Genomic DNA, 19,319 nt, shown 5'->3' on the forward strand with positions numbered 1-19,319 from the left:
TCGCTGCAGCGAGACCTTAGGTCGCAGTATCGACTGCAACATTGATTAAATAACTATAAGTGAAGGGGCGTTTCACATGCTTAATACTAAGCTAAAATTATCTTTTTTGACTGCTTCCATGGTCTTAGCGTTGGCAGCCTGCGATGGCGACGACGGTGAACAAGGTCCGCAAGGCCCGGTTGGTGAACAAGGCCCAGCTGGACAGGATGGCGCCGATGGCCAAGATGGAGCAAGTGGCGAAGACGGCGCAAATGCACAAGCAAGTGGTAAATTAACACGCTTGGCAACAGTACCTGCTGGAGCTGAAGTGACCGGTGCATTCTTAACTCGTCAGGGCGATTTGTTTTTCAATGTTCAGCACCCTGATGACACCAATGCCGCCATGGATGAGTTCAATGGCCGCGCTATTAATCGTGGTACCGTAGGCGTACTAGCGGGCGTAAACTTCAACCAGCTGCCTAAAAATATCGTTAGCTCACCAGTGCCAGAATCGGATTATGAGCGTCAAACCGTAGTGTCAGCGGTTGGCCAATACCAAGTATTAGGCCAGACCGGTGATACCTTTGCTGATTTAGGTGATAAAGGCTTGCCCGGTGGGTTAGGTGTACATTACTCCATGGTCGGCAATGAGAAAATTATTGAGAATGAAAACCCAGATTTTAACGGCTTTATCCCTACTAGCGACAATGAGGGCTACTTATTCACGAACTGGGAGTCATACCCTGGGGGAGTTAGCCGCTTAAAGCTAAGCAAAAATACTCAAGGTACTTGGTCAATCGCTGAAGCCATGATGGTTGATTTCGATAATGTTTGGGGCACCGCAGCTAACTGCTTTGGTTCAGTGTCTCCTTGGGGCACCCCATTAACTTCAGAAGAGTGGATTGTGCGCTCAAGCGTTGACTCAACCACCGATGCCAGTTGGAATGATCCAGCAGACACTAGTACCGATGGTCTTGAGATGCTTACAGCACCGGATTTTCCTAATCCCTACCGTTATGGCTACATTGCCGAAATCACCGCGCCCACCAGCGCCAATCCAGAAGTGGTAAAGCACTACACTATTGGCCGCTACGAGCATGAAAACTCAGTGGTTATGCCGGATAGAAAAACCGTCTACTCGTCACAAGATGATACCGGTGGGGTGTTGTTTAAATTTGTCGCCGATACCCCGGAAGATTTGAGTGCTGGCACACTATACGGGGCAAAATTGACTCAGGATGAAGGCCTTAGTGACCCAGCGGTCACAGGATTTGATGTAGAATGGGTGGCTCTGGCCAGTGGCGATAACACCACAATTGCAGCTTGGATTGCTGATTATGATGGCATTGATACCAGTGACTATGTTGCAGGTAAAACCAGCTACATGAGCATGGCTGACGTACAGGCCTGGGCTGATGGCGCCACTCATTACCCAAGTGAAGCACAAGGCGGAAGCCCTGTTACCGCTGGTGAGCCTATGGATGACCGAGCGGCCTTTTTAGAATCTCGCCAAGCAGCTCGCTTAAAAGGAGCCACCGCAGAGTGGCGTAAGCTCGAAGGCATTAGTATCAATCATGACCGCGTCATGGAAGCAATCACTGGCCAAGATATGATTGCTGATGAAATCGTCACCGAAGCGTTTATGTATATTGGTATCGCTGATATCGATAACACCATGATTGACGATGAAGGAGACATGCAATTATCCAATCGCGTGGAAGACTGTGGTGGCTTATATCGTGCACACATAGACAGCAACTACAGCCTCACTCGTATTGAGCCTGTGGTAATGGGTTCCACCTATCGCCGCAGTCTTGATGGCGCAGCACGTTGTGACGTAGAGCAGTTATCACAACCAGATAACACCATTGTCATGCGCGATGGTCGCGTGATCATCGGTGAGGATGGATTCCAAGAAAACAACACCCTTTGGTTGTACGACCCAGCGGGCAACTAATCCTCGCACTCTATGAGGGGGTTGCCCCCCTCATTTACCTATAACTTCCCATCGGTGTGCCATTATGATGAAACTTAACTCGGCGCTGGCCCTTGCACTGGCTGTTTTGCTGTGTGCATGCTCGGAACAACAGCGTACGCAACCATTATCGACGACTACAACTACCAGTGAGAACGCAGACTTTGCCTACCAGCCCACAGAGCAAATTCCGGCAACCGCCTATTTAAAGCATGGTGCAGTGTATAACCCTGAGTCGGTGATCCCGCCGCAGTGCTACACTAAAACACAAGGTAAACATAACCCTTGCTACGCCTGTCATCAGACAGACCGCCAAGACAGCAAACGTCCGAACCAAATGAATGATGGTAATTTGCAAGGTGAATACCAGTTCTCGGATTTGGGAATGAAGAATCATTGGCGTAATTTATTTATTGACCGCAGTGAGATGATCGCATCTATTTCCGATGAAGAAATAAAGCAGTGGATTAACGAAGATAACTATTCGCCATTTATTGAAAAACTGCGGGCCGACAGCGAGTGGCAAGGTGAAATAGCGCATATTCAAAACCTTGCTTATCCGCAGCAAGCCTTTGATGAGCTTGGTTTTGCTCGCGATAAGAGCCACTGGGTTGCGTTTAATTACAAGCCCTTCCCTAGCACCTTTTGGCCCACCAACGGCTCCACCGGTGATGTGATGATCCGCCTTGGTGCCCCCTTTCGTGAACTTAACGGGCAATATAATCAAGATGTATACATTGCCAACCTCAGCTTAGTGGAGATGGCCATCAAGGGCTTAAAGCAATTGAGTACGCCTTCTATCTCCGAGCAAGCGATCGGTGTAGATCTTAACGGCAACAACCGGCTCGAAAAGCAAATACACGCTATTAGCAAACGCAGTCACTATTTAGGCGATGCCCAAGATATCGAATTGGCTTACCAGCTCTACCCTCAAGAGACTGAGTTTTTACACACCGTGCGTTACATTGGCGTGGACCCACAAGGGCGTATTTATAATGCACCACGCATGAAAGAAGTACGCTACATGCGCAAACACAACTTTAAATCAAAAGCACGCTTGGCTTCTTTCTATTACAGTGAGGCGAAAGAGAAGCACTTCGAGAAACTGCCACGCACTCGACCATTGGGTGATAAAGGCATTAATAATATGTTTGGGTGGACCATCAATGGCTATATCGAAGATGAGCAAGGGCAACTACGCCACCAAGACATTCAGGAAATGGCATTTTGCAATGGCTGCCATAAAACCGTGGGAGCGACGTTTGATCAAACCTTTTCCTTTCCACGCAAAGTCACAGGGCGAGAAGGCTGGGGCTATATAAACTTGGCAAGTATGCACGATGCACCCAACATTGGTGAAACCCAAGGCGAGTTTTTAACTTACCTTCAACGAGTGGGAGGTGGCGATGAATTCCGACAGAACAAAGAAATGCTGCGACGTTGGTTCAACTCAGATGGCAGTGTGAATAAAGCTAAGGTGACAGCCATCGACAGCATTTACGAGTTGATCACTCCCTCACCGCGCCGAGCACTGGACCTAAATAAAGCGTATCGCACAATTGTCGCTGAGCAGAGCTATTTATTTGGCCGTGATGCAACCATTGCCAAGGCCACTAACGTATTACAGCAAGTAGATGAATCCCAGGCACCACTCGAAGAGCAACATCGGTACGTATGGGATATGCGCCTAGACTGGGGGCATGCTCAGCGACGCGATGAAGCCCGCACGTCCACTGTTCAGGAGAGTGAGTGATGGGCACACCCATAGAAGCTTTTGTATTAGCAAGTCTGCTCATGGGCTTAGGAATTGGTGCTGATGTCGCCATCGCCACCCTAACCCAAGCCAAACAACTCACGAGTCGGCGCAGCGTATTCACTTGGATAGCGGGGGTCACACTTACACATACGGTGTTTCCTATGCTTGGTTACCTCGCGGCTTATTTTAGCGTGCAGCAAGTCCCCGTACTCACTCCAATTGTCGGAGTTATCGCATTCATATTTGTAGGTTATTACTTGATCTGTGAGTATCGCAGCAATAGCGAGCACGCCCCTGGTATAGACCCCAAATTACTGAGTGCGGCACTGATCGTTACCGTTAGTTGGGATGCACTATGGTCGGGGCCGGCTAAATCTGCACAAGTCATCGACTGGGCGCAGTGGATGGTGTGGTTGTCATTTGTGATAGTGGGTCTGGTGGTCGCGCTCTTGGCAGTCGCTAGCTTACACCTTGGCCGCAAAGCTGTGCTTTATGCGCCAACACACTTCAGCCACCAGCTTGGCCTGTGGTTACAGTATTCGGTGATTAGCTATTTCGCGGTACTGGCTTTGCTGCGCTATACCTTTGCTTGGGATACCCCTTGGTGGGCTATTTGGGCACTGTGTGCGATTATTAACGCACTGCTATTAGCGCTTCGCAAGGTAGGCCAAGCAGGCACACCTAAGTGTGCTTAGCCAAGCTTAAAATTGCTTAAGGGTGCTGCTGTGATAACGCTCCGCGCTGGGCTCAACTTGGTAACGTTCGGCTAAGGTGTCAAGTTTGGCCTGCTCCAGTGCTAATTCGTCCATGGTGATGGTGTTATCGTCAAGTTGCCAAAGCTGGCGCGAACCAGAATAACTGAACTGCAAGGCATGCATGGCCTCGACATTGCCTTGCTCCGCCGCCGCCTTAATTTTACGCAGGCGGCGTGTGATCTGATTCAGCGCCTGTTTTAAATGCCATACATACAGCACTTCTCGCAAATACGGGTGGTGTTGCACACGTTTAAGCACCAAGGCAATGGCCGCACAGGTGATAATCACGCCGATCAAGTTCCAGTGAAAATGACTGCCGGATGCACTGGGAAAAGCGATAATCAGTAATCGCGCAATGCCGAGACTTCCCAAGACCAAGGCACCAATACATGCAGCTAAAACTCGGTTTAAATGCTTTCTATAACGCGCTTTATCGATTTGCTGTAACTTCATAAGGGCAACCACAGATATAAAAACGCAGCGATTATAGCAAGCGCTGCGAGCAAAGTACTATCACTTATGGATAAACACTGGCCCACAGTCATCGGCTATGGGCCTAGTTGTTAAATAACGATGAAACTCACCAATAGGTAAGCAATAAAAGTTAACGCACCGCCGAATAAAGCATAAGGCATTTGCGTTTTTACGTGAGTAAGCAGATCGGAGCCCGAAGCAATGGCAGACACCGCACTGGTATCAGAAATTGGTGAGCAGTGATCGCCGAACACGCCACCCCCTAAAATAGCGGCTATTACCAATGAAGGCGGTAATCCTAACGCTTGGATCAGCGGCACACCTATGGGTATTAAAATAGCAAAGGTGCCCCACGAGGTGCCGGTGGTAAAGGAGATCACCGCGCCGGTCACAAACAGCATTGGCACCACCAATACCAACGGCAGGTAATCGCCTACCAGTGAAGCAACAAACACCCCTGTACCGAGTTCTTTTAAACTCGCGCCCAAGGTCATCGATAGCAACACTATGGCCACCAATGGCAATAGCTCGCCCATGCCTTTAAAGCCCATGTCCACCAATTGGTGATGGCTGAATTGGCGACTTGTACTGAGTAAGAAATAAGCAACAACACAGGCTAAAATAGTCGCATACAACACTGATTTCGAGCCACTGCCACTGGCAATATCACCGTTACCAGTCCAGAACATAAAACCAACCATAGAAACTATCAATGTCGCCAAGGGCACCAGCATAAAGCGTGCTTTAGTGCCTTTGTCCGCTGTTTCGTTAACCTCTAGGCGCTCCAGCTTTTGCTCGGCCACTTTCATTGGTCCGTGTACTTTATCGAAGGCGATAGTGTAGGCCACGATCAATAAGGCGATAATGGCATAAAAGTTATAACCAATGCTGCCCCATAAGATAGACACCGCAGACTGCTCCAGCTCATAGTTTTCTAATAGCCCAAGCACATAAGCGCCCCAGCCATTAAGCAGGATTAAGATACACACTGGGGCACTGGTGCTATCAATAATATAGGCCAGACGCGCCCGGCTCATTTTAAATTTATCGAATAGGCCGCGTGAAAGGATCCCCGCAGTTAAGACACTGAGGTTTGACTCGATAAATACGGCAATACCGGAAAACATGGTCAAAAAGCCCACCTGCCGCTTTGACTTTGCCACCCCTTTACCTATTAACAGGTTTACGGTTGCCGCCACCCCGCCAGACTCGCGAATGTAGGCAAGCAGTGCACCGATAAGAATACTGAATAACAGCACGCGACTATTCCCCGTAGAGGACGCCGTTGCCACCACACGTTCTATAGTATTAATAAAAGTGAAGAAAAGTGTGTTACCGTCACCGTGGAGTGCAAGCAAAAACTCCGAAGAGGCCACCGCGACTAACAGCGCCATTATGACCTCTTTGCGCCAAAATACGATTGCAATGGCAATCAATGGCGGCAAAATGGAATACCAAGACATGTTGTTATCCTTGTTCTTATAAAGCTTGAATAGTCTTGCAAATGAGCATAGATTATTCAATTAATTTTAAATTTACTGTAATTTTTTAGTTATGCATCCACTTCCCTACTTCCCCTACGTGGGTCAGCAAATGCAAGTCGAAGGCCTTGCTATAGAAGCGCTTGCTCAGCAGGTGCCAACGCCCTTTTACTGTTATTCCAGTAAAGCGATTGCCAGCAATTACCAGCGCTACAGTGACGCATTTGCAGGGTTGGATAGCTTAATTTGTTATGCCGTAAAAGCCAACTCCAATCAGGCAATATTGGCGACCTTAGCGCATTTAGGCGCCGGTGCCGACACCGTCTCTGAAGGCGAAATACGGCGAGCCCTAGCCGCCGGGATCAGCGCTGATAAAATCGTCTTTGCCGGCGTAGGCAAAAGTGTTGCCGAAATACGCTACGCTTTGGCGCAGGACATTTTACAGTTCAACGTAGAGTCCGAACCGGAGCTGATGCGCATCAGCGAACAAGCGCACAGCATGGGCAAACGCGCGCGGGTCTCGATTCGTGTTAACCCGGATGTTGAAGCCAAGACCCATGCCAAAATCACCACGGGAATGGCCGAGAATAAATTCGGTATTGCCATCGACTTAGCTCCTGCACTGTATAAACGGGCCGCCAATCTGCCGGGCATCGAGGTGAGTGGTGTTGACGTACATATCGGCTCGCAGTTAACCGAGCTGACCCCGTTTGACCAGGCCTTTAGTAAAGTTGCTGACCTGGTGACAAGCCTGCAGCATCACGGTATTGATATTCAGGTCATCGATATTGGCGGCGGGCTTGGGATCAACTATGGAGAGCAATCCCAAGAGCCAGATATCACCACCTATGCTAGCTTTGCCAAAGCCCATTTAGGCCACCTTGGTTGTAAAATTATCGTCGAGCCGGGGCGTTCAATACTTGGCAATGCCGGGGTGTTAGTGTCACGCGTTGAGTATGTGAAAACCGGACAACAGCGTCACTTTTTAATTTTAGATGCGGCCATGAATGACCTTATTCGCCCCAGTATGTACGATGCCTATCATCACATTGTCACGGTCACCGAGCAAACGCAAAAGGTCACTTATGATATTGTCGGTCCGGTGTGTGAAACGGGGGACACTTTTGCCAAAGGCCGCACCATTGGCCAGTGCCAAAGTGGCGATTTGGTAGCGATTATGGGCGCAGGCGCCTATGGTGCAGTGATGGCCTCACATTACAATTCCCGCCTTAATGCTCCAGAAGTACTGGTAAAGGATGATCAATACAGTATTATTCGCGAGCGTATCGATTACGATACTCTTATTGCCATGGATTCCCTGCCCTCTTGGTTATAGCCTTAGAGCCAAGCCTACTTGGCTCTAATCAATTCATATTTATAACTTTTATATAGATAACCTACAGAAGCCCGGGGGCACCTCAGGTGCTTAGACGCCACTCCTTTTATATATTTTATTTTTACTTTAAAGAATAGTTAGAAAATTTTATTCTTGATTAATAATGGCAACACTTGTTTAATAGTTAAGCAACATTTGACGTTGCTCTTATACATCACAGGGTAAAAAGTCCAACCGATAAATAATTTATTATAAGGACGGGGATACAATGAAACAGATCACATCCGGGTTTAGCCTTAGCACGTTAACACAGGCTACTGGCCTGGCGCTGCGCGCACCAAAAACGGCACTCACCTCCACTTTAATCGCTGCAGCCTTTGTTAGCGCCCCAGCGCTGGCGGCGCTCACCGGTGGCATCAAAGGCAAGGTGATTGCCGAGCAAACCGACCAATCCATGGCCGGAGTCACAGTCATCGCCACCAGTAACGTCATGCCAAAACCGCGACGAGCCGTAACCCGAGCAGATGGTAGCTATGACCTCCCGCAACTCAAACCGGGTACTTACGAGCTGACCTTTACCAATAAAGACGGTGCCAGTCAGCGTATGACGGTACAAGTGCTCTTGGAGCAAACCTCAAAGGTGGATGTGGCGCTAAGCATGACCGGCAGCAACACCGAAGTGATCACCGTTACTGGCAGCCGGCTATACCGCCAGGGTAATTCATCGTTAACCAACTCCTTAGGAGAAAGCGCCATTGAAGGCGTCCCCATCGGCCAAGATTATCGCGATCTACTGAAATTGGTCCCCGGTGTCGAGCTTTCTGAAAACTCCATCCTTGGCCCCTCAGCTGGCGGGTCTGGGGTCGATAACTCTTATGGTTTCGACGGCGTCAATGTCTCATTGCCGATGTTCGGCAACCTCGCCTCCGAGCCCTCGACGCATGATATTGAGTACGTAACCATGGATCGCGGCGGCGCTAAAGCTGTGGATTTTAACCGCTCCGGAGGCTTTGCTATCAATACCGTGTCCAAATCTGGCACCGACGAGTTTCGCGGTGGCGTAGAATATAAAGTGCAGCCCAAAAGCCTCGTAGCGAGCCCTGTTGGTGAGGAAAGTTATGAGCTCGATAAAAGCTGGCTGACTGCAAGCCTAGGCGGCCCGCTGATTGAAGATACGCTGTATTTCTACACTTCTTACTACCGCCCGGAGGAAGAGCGCAGCAACAAGGGCACCGCTTATGGCGAGGTAAAAAATTATAAGAGCGTGCGCGATGAGTACTTTGGCAAGCTGACCTGGGCCCCCACTGACGACTTGCTGTTTAATATCTCGCAGCGGATGTCAGAGAAAACCCTTGAGGGCGACTCCATCGGTCAGTTTGAAGCCGACAGCGTCTCGGTGGGCGGGCAAACCGACCAAGATATTTTCACTGTTGATGGCTCGTGGCTGGTCGGCTCGGCCACCACTCTCTCGTTTCAATACAGTAAATTTGAGCTAGAAAGCGGCTCACGCCCTGATACTGAGCTTAGCGTGCAGCCTTCGCTATCGGCGCAACTCGATATCAATAACCTTGAGCAAATGGGTTACTTTAGTGTCCCCACACCACTGGATGCTGACTCAGGCTACACCGCAGAGCAAATAGCCGCTTTTAATAGTGCCGCGAATACGCTTATTGAACAATATGGATACAGCGAAAATGGTGTCAAAAAAGGCGGCGGCGGTGTTGGTGCGTATTATCGCTATGATAGCCAAGACTTCTACCGCGACTCCTTCGAGATCGCCCTCGACCATGAATTTAGTTGGGGCGACAGCTATCACACTCTGCACTTCGGTGGCCAATGGTCTGAAGGTGAGGAAGTGCTCACTCGCTTATCAAATGGTTGGGGCCGTATTGAATACGTTGGCGGCTTGGACGAAAGCTTAGAGCAAGGCAGTAGCACACCGGTGATTTACCGCGCCTTCGTTGAGCAAATGAGCCTAGTTGATAACCAAGGCGATACGGTGCCATCTATTATCTCGAGCACCGAAACCCTTAACTTTGAAATTAACGATACCATAGAAATCGGCGATTGGACCTACAACATTGGCGTTATGTTCAGCCAAGATACCTACTATGGCCAAGGGTTAAGAGCAAAGTCAGGAACGGTTTCTGGGTATGAATTAGCCCCGGGTAATAAATATCAAATGTACCAGACCGACTGGGCCGATATGGTGCAACCTCGCCTCGGCGTCACTTGGAATTATGCGGGCGAAGACTCGGTATTTGCCAACTTTGCCATGTATAACCCCGATACTAGCTCACTGGCTCGTGCTGCGTCTTGGGATCGTAATACCCGGGGCGAGCAAGAAATCGAATTCGATAGCAATGGCAATATTATTTATGCCGAGCCACGCGGTGGCTCATCAGGTAAAGCGTTCGAGAAAGACTTAAAACCACGGCGTATTAATGAGTTCACCGTGGGCACAACCAAATACATTGGCAGTGACTTGGTGGTACGCGCCCATGTGCGTCACCGCCGAGGCATGCACTTTTGGGAAGATATGCCCAATAACGCCAGATTAACCGATTACAGTGGCCTTGATGTGCCAGGTATTCCTGCCGATATCGCCGAGCAAGGACTCTTCATTGATAACCTCGATGCCATTCGCGAGGAAATTGGTGGCTCTTCTTATGTTATCGCCGAAGTGCCGGGAGGCGAAACCAAATACTGGGAAGCCAGTCTTGAAGCTGAATACATGGGCGATAACACTTATGTCAACGCCTCCTATGTGTGGAGTCATTACTACGGTAATTTTGACCAAGACAACACCACAGCGACCAACGATGCCAATAACTTCGTCGGTTCGTCATTTTATGGTGACGGTCGCGGCCGTTACCCTTGGGATTACCGCTATGGCACCCTAGCCGGGGATAAGCCACACTTATTTAAAGTCTACGGCTATTACACCACCCCTTGGGATGCGAACGTCGGTGCCTACTTTGTGTTTCAATCCGGTAAGCCTTGGGAAAAGTGGCATGGCACACCCTACGGATTTGCTAGCGATACCAGCCGCTATGCCGAGCCCGCCGGCAGTCGCCGTAGCGCCAGTCATTGGCAGTTAGACCTCAATTACACTCAAGAATTCACGGTGTATAACGATGTGGCGATGCAATTTCGCGCCGATATTTTCAATGTTTTTGACCGTCAAACTGGGTATAACAACAACCCCTATTTTGATGACGAAAACTTCGCTGAGCCGCGCCAATACTATAGCCCTCGCCGAGTTCAACTGTCGGTCAAAGTCGAATTCTAAGCTCCCCCCAGCAACCACTTAAAGCGCCGCCTGCGGCGCTTTTTTTAGCTTTGATGTTCAGCAAAATCAGCTTGCGCTCTGGTTTTCATAAGCTGTAGCAATGAAGTATGAAAATCATGAAAAATGACTTCTCCCCATAGGCGCGAATACAGGCCAAAATGAGTGTTGTCTTCAACGCGAGTCCGTAACGTTAAACGACTTCTTTTACTATCAAGTACTTCTATAAAATAACCACCATCAAGTGGGGCAAAGTACTCGCCACCAAGTTTTACATGTTTATCCAAGGCGTTATCAGGGATACGCTCTGGGTCAATATCAAAGCGATAGGTCATTTGCTGATTTTCGATCCATGAAGTGATCACTTCATTAAATTGCACCTGCTTTTGCCAGTGACTGGTACGCACAGCGCCCACACCTTGACCAGACATATCAGCAGCGATGGGCTTAGGTACGCCAATGAGTGATGAGAAGGTGGTGGGTAACTCATTACTCTCAATCGTTGATACCGTTGCCAGTTGTCGCCAAACCGCTGCCGCTGGAGCGTTAATATCAATACTGTCTTCAATCACATAGGTGGCTGAACTAGTTAAAAAGTGCAACTCTAGCGGGGCAACAATCACAGGTAAAACGACGATGCTGAATAAGGCGCCACGCTTTTTACGATGCATCAAGCGCACACATAACCCTGCCGCCAATCCGCCTAGGCTCGCGCATAACATAAACGCGGGTAACGCCATGGCCACGCAAATACTGCCTTCCAGTAAGGTCACGACACTGACTAATAAGAATACGAAAATAGGCTGCCACGCTAGGGTAATCATTTTTGTATAAGACAGCGAAGGAGTGACCCTACATTGACAATAAATACGAATAAACCCGATCACAAAAGGGACTAAGAACATAAACGACAGGGTCACCAAACTACCCAGTGATTGTAGCGCTTCGACTTCCCATAACAGCCGAAAGCCGAGGCCATACAGAGCGCCCAGAACAATCCCCAAATGCCGTGCAAATTTCTCTGTCATGGTTGCTCCTCATCGGAGGGATCTTTAGGTAGTGAGTCAGGCACTAACTCTGCCAATCGCTTTTGCACCTGCTGTTGTTCGTCAATCGTTAATGCTCCATAGCTACGAGCATAAGGCCAGCCATAGCCCCAGCGATACCAAGTTGGATATAGTGGCCCACCACCGAGCTGAACGCCGATATGCATCAAAGTAGCGATTGCAGGCTCATCTAAATCGCGCACACACTGGGCTAATGCAGCATCGGCGGCATCGCGCTGTGTCTGAGTTCCACCCTGCCAATAGGCCAAGTCATGGCTAATACAACAATGCTGCCACTTAACGCTGTTTGTTAGGGTACCATCAGGGAACAAGCTACAACCATCAGTGGTAAAGGGGCGCAGCTCTGCGCCGTGCGCGAACAGCGGCAACATTAATAACAGCCAGTATGAAAGTTTAGTCATCCTATCTCCAGCTCACGCGGCTCATAAATAGCGAACGGACTGGACTTACATGCAATCCTAATCGGCATGTCTCTTCCTTGGGTAAGTAAAATAATTAGCCAGTTATTTAATAACGAATGCATTGAATTAGCAAATGACTGCGGTGCTAAAGGAAAAAGAAAATGGCACCTAAACGATGCCATTTGGGTCAGGTGCCCTGGCAGGGGCATCCTGTGTTAGTCGTTGAAGTTCACTACAATCCAAGTATAGCCTCGTAAACGCGAGTGACCACCGAACCATATTGGCCGGTCTCAAACTGTTTACCCACAAATTGATACTGCTGCTCAGTGCCCATCACCGGGCTATGCCGGGCGTTGGTCAGTAGCACTATGGCTAAATCATACTCTGGGTCGATAACCGTAACTGTGCCCGTCCAGCCTGTGTGTCCATACGCTTGCGCACTGGCATAAGGGCCAAAATGCCATTTACGCGCGCCATTTCCCGCTCGGCGCCAACCCAAGCCATAACTTTCGTCGCTCCTACTCGGTTTAGTAAACTGATCCAGCACCGACGCAGTAAATAGCTGTTTTTCACCGTAAGTGCCGCGATTAAGCAGTAGCTGACACAATTGCGCTAGGCTTTTGGCATCGGCGAATAGCCCAGCATGGCCTGCGACCCCAGCAAGTGAGTAGAAAGCTTTTTCATCATGCACCTCACCTTGTAATACGTAATCGCGCACGCCCTCGAAGTGCACCCGCCCACCCCGCGTATTTCCCTGAATTTCGGTGGCTGCAATTTGCTGTGCTAACACCCCTTTTTGCAGCGGGTTAAACATCATTGAGGTGATCCCAAGGGGCGCATAGAGCCGGCTTTCAACATACGCATCTAAGGGCATACCGCTGATGCGCTCCACCAGCAACCCTAACAACATATAGTCAATATCACTGTACAGGTGGCGTTGCTTGCGCATCGCCGTGAAAGGCACTCCTTGGACAATAAGCTGCTTGGTCCAATCGCTACTAATCGAATAGAATTGCTCACCAAGCTGGTTATCACGACGATGAAAGTCCACCACGGCAGGGTAGCCAGCGCTGTGTTCGAGTAAATCACTGACTAGCCGCAACTCCCGCCCTTGACCGCGATATTCGGGCAAATAAAAGCTCACCGGCAATGAGACATCCAAGTGCCCTTGCGATACCAAATGCATCAACGCCAGGTTGGTGGCAAACATTTTCGTGTTCGAGGCAATATCAAACAAGGTATCGGTTTGCATGGGCTGCGGTGTGGCCATCATCTCGCCGCCATCATGATATTTACGCGCCTCACCGTAAGCCGAAAGCTTAACCAATTCCCCTTGGTGCACGACCGCCAACACGGCTCCGGGAAACCCTTGCTCAATTTCAGCATTAATCAGCGCATCAACCTGTTCGAAACGTTTAGGTGTTGGGCGCTGCGTTAACACTGGCGCAGGAATACGAATATGCAGTTGCGCATCTTCTGGTGTTACCGACTTAATATGCAAACTATTCACCCCGGTGCGAGTGCGCTTACTAAGCGAATAACGGTATTGGGTATCCGCCGTTAGCGGCTTTGCGATATTCAGAGTTTGGCCATTGACGACAAGCTCAGCAGCAACGGCATTCACATTATCAATAATGATCTCGCCACGGCCTTGGTACGCCTTAAAGCGGTACTTGTTGTTAACATCTTTTCGCGAGCTCAGCGCCTTTGCGGGATAGCTCGCCAATAGCTGCTCATGACCCAAAGGTTTACTGGCTGCTGGCTGCGCTGTATTCAAGGCCTGATAGTCACGAAAACGTGCTTGGGCTTTATCCGGCTTATAGCGGTGTAATAAGGCGAACAGCACCGCTGCCGTTTTGCCATCCGCTTGGCCATGCACCTGCCACGGCAGAAAGTGAGCCTGGAAGGCTTTGATAACTGCTACCGTTTTTCTATCTAGCTGGCCGCTAACGTCAATACCATAGCCATAATCACGCAGTGCTTGCTGCATCAAGGCGGTCGTCGGCGCTGCGATACTGAAGTGCTGCCAATAATGCTCGACATCCGCTTGTTTGTACCAAGCGCCGACGCCAGCTTTATATAATTGATACCAAGGGAAGCGCGGGCCTGGGTCGCTTTTGCGCCCAGGCGCAATATCGGAGTGACCGACGACTTGTGTTGGTCCAATATCCGGGTTACGGGCAAGAATATCTTGGCTCAGGGCAATCAATAACTGCACCTGTTGTGGGTCGTAATCGGGGTACATGCATAGCTTTTGTTCCTGCCCCGCTGCGGCCTTGACGGTGCGCTCAGCCGCAGCACAGCGCGGTACATTCACCACTTCAATACCAATGGAATGATCGTTTAAATCGCTGCGACCTTGCCAAAAGCTATTACCGGCATGCCAAGCTCTATCTTGCTCAGCCACCAACTGCACCACTTCAAGCTCACTGCGTTGATAACTCGCATCGCCACTTTGTGGGACCAGATAATGGGCACTGAGCCCGCCTTCATCAACCAGCACCCGCTCCGACTTTTGGTAATCAATGGCGGTATAATGCATCACCAAAAACTTAATGCGTTTTGAATAATTGTGTGACGGCTCCATGGGGTAGTGGTTAACGCAACTAAGGGAAGCCATGCACATTAGCAGCACTAAGCACGTTCGCATTGGCGTATCAAAGTATGGAAAATTCATATCAGCCTACATTATGTTTTGCAGCCCGCCTGCTCCTAGGCACTGGGTTAATACAAATAATGACCACAGTATAATAATATTTTATTTCGCTCAATTAAAAATAGACGAAAACAATATTCATGGATTTAAATTATGTTCGGTTATGGCCGTTTGCACGGTTGCCAAAGTAAAGATATAGGTACTAGTGTATATCAAATTATTTATTCCTTTGTGTAGGAATATCAGGTTACACTGTAATTAACGTCGTTGTAAGTGTGCATTCGATGAGCCCATAAGTACTCATTTGCACCAATATAATCTAACAATAAAGTACCTTCTTATGTCGACATTTGTAAAAATCAAAGCACTGCGTAAATCGTTTTCTAGCAGTGAAGCAAAATTAGCAGACTTTACCCTTAATTCTGCTAATGCCATTCGCGATCTCTCCTCTATTGAACTGGCCAAGGTGGTTGGTGTTAGTCAGTCCAGCGTTGTAAAGTTCGCTCAAAAGCTCGGTTATAAAGGCTTTCCGGCCTTCAAGCTCGCGGTAATTGATGCCCTAAACACCGAGACACCCGCACCTAAGCTGCACGGTAAAATCACCCTAAATGATAGCCTAGAGCAAATAGCAGAAAAGCTGCTCAGCAGTAAAATGGCGGTCCTGAGTGAAACTAAAAACCTCAATGAAGCTGAAGCGGTTGAACAAGCGGTCAGCTTGTTAAAAAACGCGAAGCGTGTGGCTTTATGTGGCCTCGGTGGCTCGGCATTGGTGGCCAAAGACTTTGCCTTTAAATTGCAAAAGCTTGGCATTGCTGCTATCGCCGATGCCGATGGTCATGCACAGCTGGCCTACGTATCGACCCTAGGCAAAGACGATTTAGTCGTCGCTATCAGTGAGTCCGGGAAAACCCGCGAAGTAGCAGAAGCAGCCAGTCAGGCCAAAGCCAATGCCTGCCCGGTGATCGCCGTCACTAAGTTTGGCGCCAACCCAGTGGCCGATTGCGCCACCGTTAATCTTTACTCCGTCGCTGAGGAAGAGTCTATTCGCTTATCGTCGATTTTGGCGCGTACCGCGCAAGACTTTGTCATCGACATTGTCTTTATCGCGTTGACGCAAGCCACACGTCCAGGGCGTAAGTTGCTGGAACACTCCAACGATGTGGTTAAAGCGTTCCGCGAAAGTTAATCATCAATCGTTGATAACTGCTGCGCATCAATCACTAATTGGCGCACCCCGTGCGCCTGATGCTCATCAAAGGGATTGTCCTCACACCACTTAGCCAAGCTATGAATATCAAGCTTGCGACAATCCGGACGCACCGACCAGCTCACCTGATAAGGCGAGCATTGATGTTGCGAGTAACTGGGCCCGGTGGTGGACCCGAGGTAGCGCACCGGCTCGCCACTGTCGTGTGGAATTTCATTGCTCTGGTAACGGCCGTGACGCTGGACGATGCGCGTCATCTCGGTAAAGTTTAAGGCACCGGTGTCGTTCACCAAAGTAAATACTTGGGCTTCAACGCGCAAATCGGGGTTCGCGCTAGCGGTACTGACGCAACTACCCAAGCCTGGCCCAGGTGAAACCCGCGCCGAACTATACACCCAGTGCACCTCAATGGTATCGCCACTTTGTAGATTATCACAGGCCGGCGTAAGCAATGGCTTTTTTTCGTGCTCAGCAAGCGCTTTACTCAATTGGCACTGATAGCCAGTGTTCGCTGGGCTGGAGTGAGCGGTCACCGAAAAGGCAGCGGCGCGATGCTCAGCATTTTTATGGAAATGGATATTACAAAGGTTGAGCTCATTATAGTTAGGAGCTGATGCAAAGTGCACCGGATTACTCCCCTCGCTAAGGTTAATATCGCGCGGTGACTGCGGCCCAGCCAAATCACATTGCACCGCGAACACGGGCGCCGTGGTAACGGCGGCCATAAACAATAGAAAGCGTTTAGGCATGATTGATCCCTTGTTATTGTTTGCCAACAACTGTGTATCATGCCTCACCTAAAAAAGGTACAAGAACTCAACGAATATGCAATAAATTCAAGGATAAAGTAGGTATGGAGCACGCTGGCGTTTAAATTGCTGCAAGGGTTGCTGCCAACTTTGCTTTATTTGTTCGCTACTGTGCCCATCAGTAATGGCCTGACGCAACTTATCGGTACCGGCAAGTTTGTCCATAAAGTCAGGGCGGGTAAATAGCACCTGCTGCGCTTGCGCAAATTGCCGCTGAGCGCTAATCAACCACGTCAAATCCAAACCACGCACGGAGCTTTGTCGCAAGTCGACGCCTTTGACGAGCTTACCCTGTAACTTCGGAGATGCCGCCGCGCCAACAATGCTACGGGGGCGAAAAGCAAAGTCGCCTAATGCGACACTGTCATGGCCCATCACTTGAAATGGGAAGTCAGTGCCTCGGCCGATGCTCACCGGGGTCGCCTCGAAAAAACACAATGATGGATACAAGCCAACGGCTTGGTCGTTTGGCAAATTAGGACTCGGCTTGAGGGGCAACGAATACTTCATAGTGCGATTATAGTGCGCCACCGGCACCACACTAAGCTGTAGCTGCGCATCACTATTGAGCCAGCCCTCTCCTAAAATCATCTGTGCCAACTCGCCCACAGTCATACCATGTAAAATGGGAATGGGATGCATACCTACAAAGGAGCGAAAGTCAGGGTCGAGAATGGGCCCATCAACATAGGCAATATTCGGATTCGGCCGGTCTAAAACAATAAACTCAGCCCCCGCATCAGCACTGGCCTGCATCATATAGTGCATGGAGCTGATATAGGTGTAAAATCGCACCCCGACATCTTGAATATCAAACACCACCACATCGATGTCTGCCATCTCTTGCGCAGCAGGCTGCTTATTGGCGCCATAAATGGAAACGATGGGAATACCGGTGCGTGCATCAATGCCAGATTGAACATGGGCCCCGGCATCATGATCGCCACGAAAGCCGTGCTCAGGCGCGAAAATAGTGGTTACATTTACCTGCTGCGCCAGCAAAAAGTCAACCAAGTGGCTGTCTTGTACCCGCGAGGTTTGATTCACCACCAGGCCAACACGCTTGCCTGCAAGTAAGGGAGCATATTTGCCGAATTGTTCAGCGCCCACGCGAATTGCGCCGTCCTCCTTGTGTGTCTGCGCGCAGCCCATAAGCGCGACGGTGCAGGCCAGTATCAGCGCCAACGCTCTAATCATGATCTTTACCTTGTACGGCGGCACGTAAAAAGCCTTGTTGCTTGGCTAGCATGCTTTTACCCTGGCGCGCATCAACGCCGCTGAGCAGCATCAAAATCGCGAGTTTGGCGCTGTGCTCGCTGCGCATCAAGGCTTCAGCCGCCTGCTCTGCGGTGCACTCTGTCGCCTGCATGACAATGCGTACCGCGCGCGCTTTAAGCTTGTCATTACTGGCATTAACATCGACCATTAGGTTGCGATACACCTTGCCGCTGCGGATCATACTTGCTGTCGTTAACATGTTAAGAATAAGCTTTTGTGCCGAACCTGATTTCAATCGAGTAGAACCGGCAAGCGCTTCTGGGCCTACGATTGCCCCCAATGGGATCTGTGCGGCTTCAAGGACAGGGGCATTGGGCGAGCAGCTGATCCCCGCTGTCACACACCCTAATTGCCGGGCATAATTCAGTGCCGATACCACATAGGGAGTGCGGCCACTGGCGGCAATACCCACTAACACATCGTCGGCGCACAGGTTATGCGCTTTAAGATCGGCGATGGCTTGCTCGGCATTATCCTCGGCTCCTTCGACAGCGGTTTGAATCGCTTTAGCGCCACCGGCAATAATGCCCACCACTTGGCTGGGGTCAACACTGAATGTCGGCGGACATTCGGATGCATCAAGAATACCTAACCGACCGCTGGTGCCCGCACCAATGTAGATCAGCCGCGCTCCTTTGCTAAAGGCATGCACAATCGCATCCACAGCTTTAGCAATATCTGGGATAATGGCGCGTACTGCTGGAGCGACCTTGTGGTCTTCATCATTGAGCTTATACAAGATATCGTCTGTCGCTAATAAATCGATATCGAGGGTCTCGGGGTTTTGCCCTTCCGACACGATGCTATTTAGCTCATGTAATAATTTCGATCGTTGATCATCCAGTAAACTCATGTA

General features: G+C 49.7%; 14 protein-coding genes. 6 read left to right on the top strand and 8 right to left on the bottom strand.

Translation table 11 applies throughout. From position 1 onward, the window contains the following. Window positions 1–76: 76 nt before the first annotated feature. The 3 genes from FIU82_RS11685 (at window position 77) to FIU82_RS11695 (ending at window position 4,405) form a co-directional block, all read left to right on the top strand. Complete coding sequence (locus FIU82_RS11685; protein WP_138508964.1) at window positions 77–1,936, top strand: alkaline phosphatase PhoX; 1,860 nt, start codon at window positions 77–79, stop codon at window positions 1,934–1,936. Between the two features lie 67 nt (window positions 1,937–2,003). Further along, window positions 2,004–3,707 carry a hypothetical protein gene (locus tag FIU82_RS11690; RefSeq protein WP_152441495.1) on the top strand — a complete coding sequence of 568 codons (1,704 nt, stop codon included), beginning with the start codon at window positions 2,004–2,006 and terminating at the stop codon, window positions 3,705–3,707. Next, window positions 3,707–4,405 carry a manganese efflux pump gene (locus FIU82_RS11695; RefSeq protein ID WP_152441126.1) on the top strand — a complete coding sequence of 233 codons (699 nt, stop codon included), beginning with the start codon at window positions 3,707–3,709 and terminating at the stop codon, window positions 4,403–4,405. Before FIU82_RS11690 ends, FIU82_RS11695 begins: the two co-directional genes overlap by 1 nt. 6 nt (window positions 4,406–4,411) lie before the next feature. On the opposite strand, the gene FIU82_RS11700 is transcribed toward FIU82_RS11695, so the two are convergent. Together FIU82_RS11700 and FIU82_RS11705 are read right to left on the bottom strand one after the other, a co-directional pair. Beyond that, the gene (locus FIU82_RS11700; protein ID WP_152441127.1) at window positions 4,412–4,918 is read right to left on the bottom strand and encodes a DUF3087 domain-containing protein; all 507 of its coding nucleotides are present in this window, start codon (window positions 4,916–4,918) and stop codon (window positions 4,412–4,414) included. Window positions 4,919–5,028: 110 nt separating this feature from the next. Continuing rightward, window positions 5,029–6,402, bottom strand: a complete 1,374-nt coding sequence (locus FIU82_RS11705) for a Na+/H+ antiporter NhaC family protein (RefSeq protein ID WP_152441128.1) — start codon at window positions 6,400–6,402, stop codon at window positions 5,029–5,031. 91 nt (window positions 6,403–6,493) lie between these two features. Here FIU82_RS11705 and lysA point away from each other — a divergent pair, with 91 nt between their 5' ends. Both lysA and FIU82_RS11715 read left to right on the top strand, forming a co-directional pair. Continuing rightward, a complete protein-coding gene (gene lysA, locus FIU82_RS11710; protein WP_152441129.1) occupies window positions 6,494–7,756 on the top strand; it encodes a diaminopimelate decarboxylase in 1,263 nt (420 codons plus the stop codon). A 268-nt stretch (window positions 7,757–8,024) separates the two neighbouring features. Further along, entirely contained in the window at window positions 8,025–11,048 is a 3,024-nt protein-coding gene (locus FIU82_RS11715; RefSeq protein WP_152441130.1) for a TonB-dependent receptor, read from the top strand. 44 nt (window positions 11,049–11,092) lie between these two features. On the opposite strand, the gene FIU82_RS11720 is transcribed toward FIU82_RS11715, so the two are convergent. From FIU82_RS11720 to pbp4b, 3 genes are all read right to left on the bottom strand, one after another. After that, on the bottom strand, window positions 11,093–12,073 hold the full coding sequence (locus FIU82_RS11720; RefSeq protein ID WP_152441131.1) for a hypothetical protein: 981 nt from the start codon (window positions 12,071–12,073) through the stop codon (window positions 11,093–11,095). Then, window positions 12,070–12,513 (bottom strand): FAD-binding oxidoreductase, encoded by a 444-nt coding sequence (locus FIU82_RS11725; RefSeq protein ID WP_152441132.1) that lies wholly within the window; start codon window positions 12,511–12,513, stop codon window positions 12,070–12,072. The genes FIU82_RS11720 and FIU82_RS11725 overlap by 4 nt, the downstream gene beginning before the upstream one ends. A 232-nt stretch (window positions 12,514–12,745) precedes the next feature. Continuing rightward, on the bottom strand, window positions 12,746–15,190 hold the full coding sequence (gene pbp4b / locus FIU82_RS11730; protein ID WP_152441133.1) for a penicillin binding protein PBP4B: 2,445 nt from the start codon (window positions 15,188–15,190) through the stop codon (window positions 12,746–12,748). A gap of 319 nt (window positions 15,191–15,509) precedes the next feature. On the opposite strand from pbp4b, the gene FIU82_RS11735 reads away from it, so the two are divergent. Continuing rightward, a complete protein-coding gene (locus tag FIU82_RS11735; protein WP_152441134.1) occupies window positions 15,510–16,355 on the top strand; it encodes a MurR/RpiR family transcriptional regulator in 846 nt (281 codons plus the stop codon). Here FIU82_RS11735 and FIU82_RS11740 read toward each other — a convergent pair. The 3 genes from FIU82_RS11740 to murQ all read right to left on the bottom strand — a co-directional run bounded on the left by FIU82_RS11740 (window position 16,352) and on the right by murQ (window position 19,316). Next, window positions 16,352–17,125: a delta-class carbonic anhydrase gene (locus FIU82_RS11740; protein WP_152441135.1), complete on the bottom strand. Its 774-nt coding sequence runs from the start codon at window positions 17,123–17,125 to the stop codon at window positions 16,352–16,354. The two genes, FIU82_RS11735 and FIU82_RS11740, sit on opposite strands and share 4 nt — an antisense overlap. 87 nt (window positions 17,126–17,212) lie before the next feature. After that, window positions 17,213–18,337 (bottom strand): exo-beta-N-acetylmuramidase NamZ domain-containing protein, encoded by a 1,125-nt coding sequence (locus FIU82_RS11745; RefSeq protein ID WP_253946364.1) that lies wholly within the window; start codon window positions 18,335–18,337, stop codon window positions 17,213–17,215. Between the two features lie 37 nt (window positions 18,338–18,374). Next, window positions 18,375–19,316: an N-acetylmuramic acid 6-phosphate etherase gene (murQ, locus tag FIU82_RS11750; protein WP_130148921.1), complete on the bottom strand. Its 942-nt coding sequence runs from the start codon at window positions 19,314–19,316 to the stop codon at window positions 18,375–18,377. Window positions 19,317–19,319: the final 3 nt, after the last annotated feature.

Origin of the sequence: Pseudoalteromonas sp. THAF3, from assembly GCF_009363775.1 — a bacterium.
GTDB classification, from domain to species: Bacteria; Pseudomonadota; Gammaproteobacteria; order Enterobacterales; family Alteromonadaceae; genus Pseudoalteromonas; species Pseudoalteromonas ruthenica.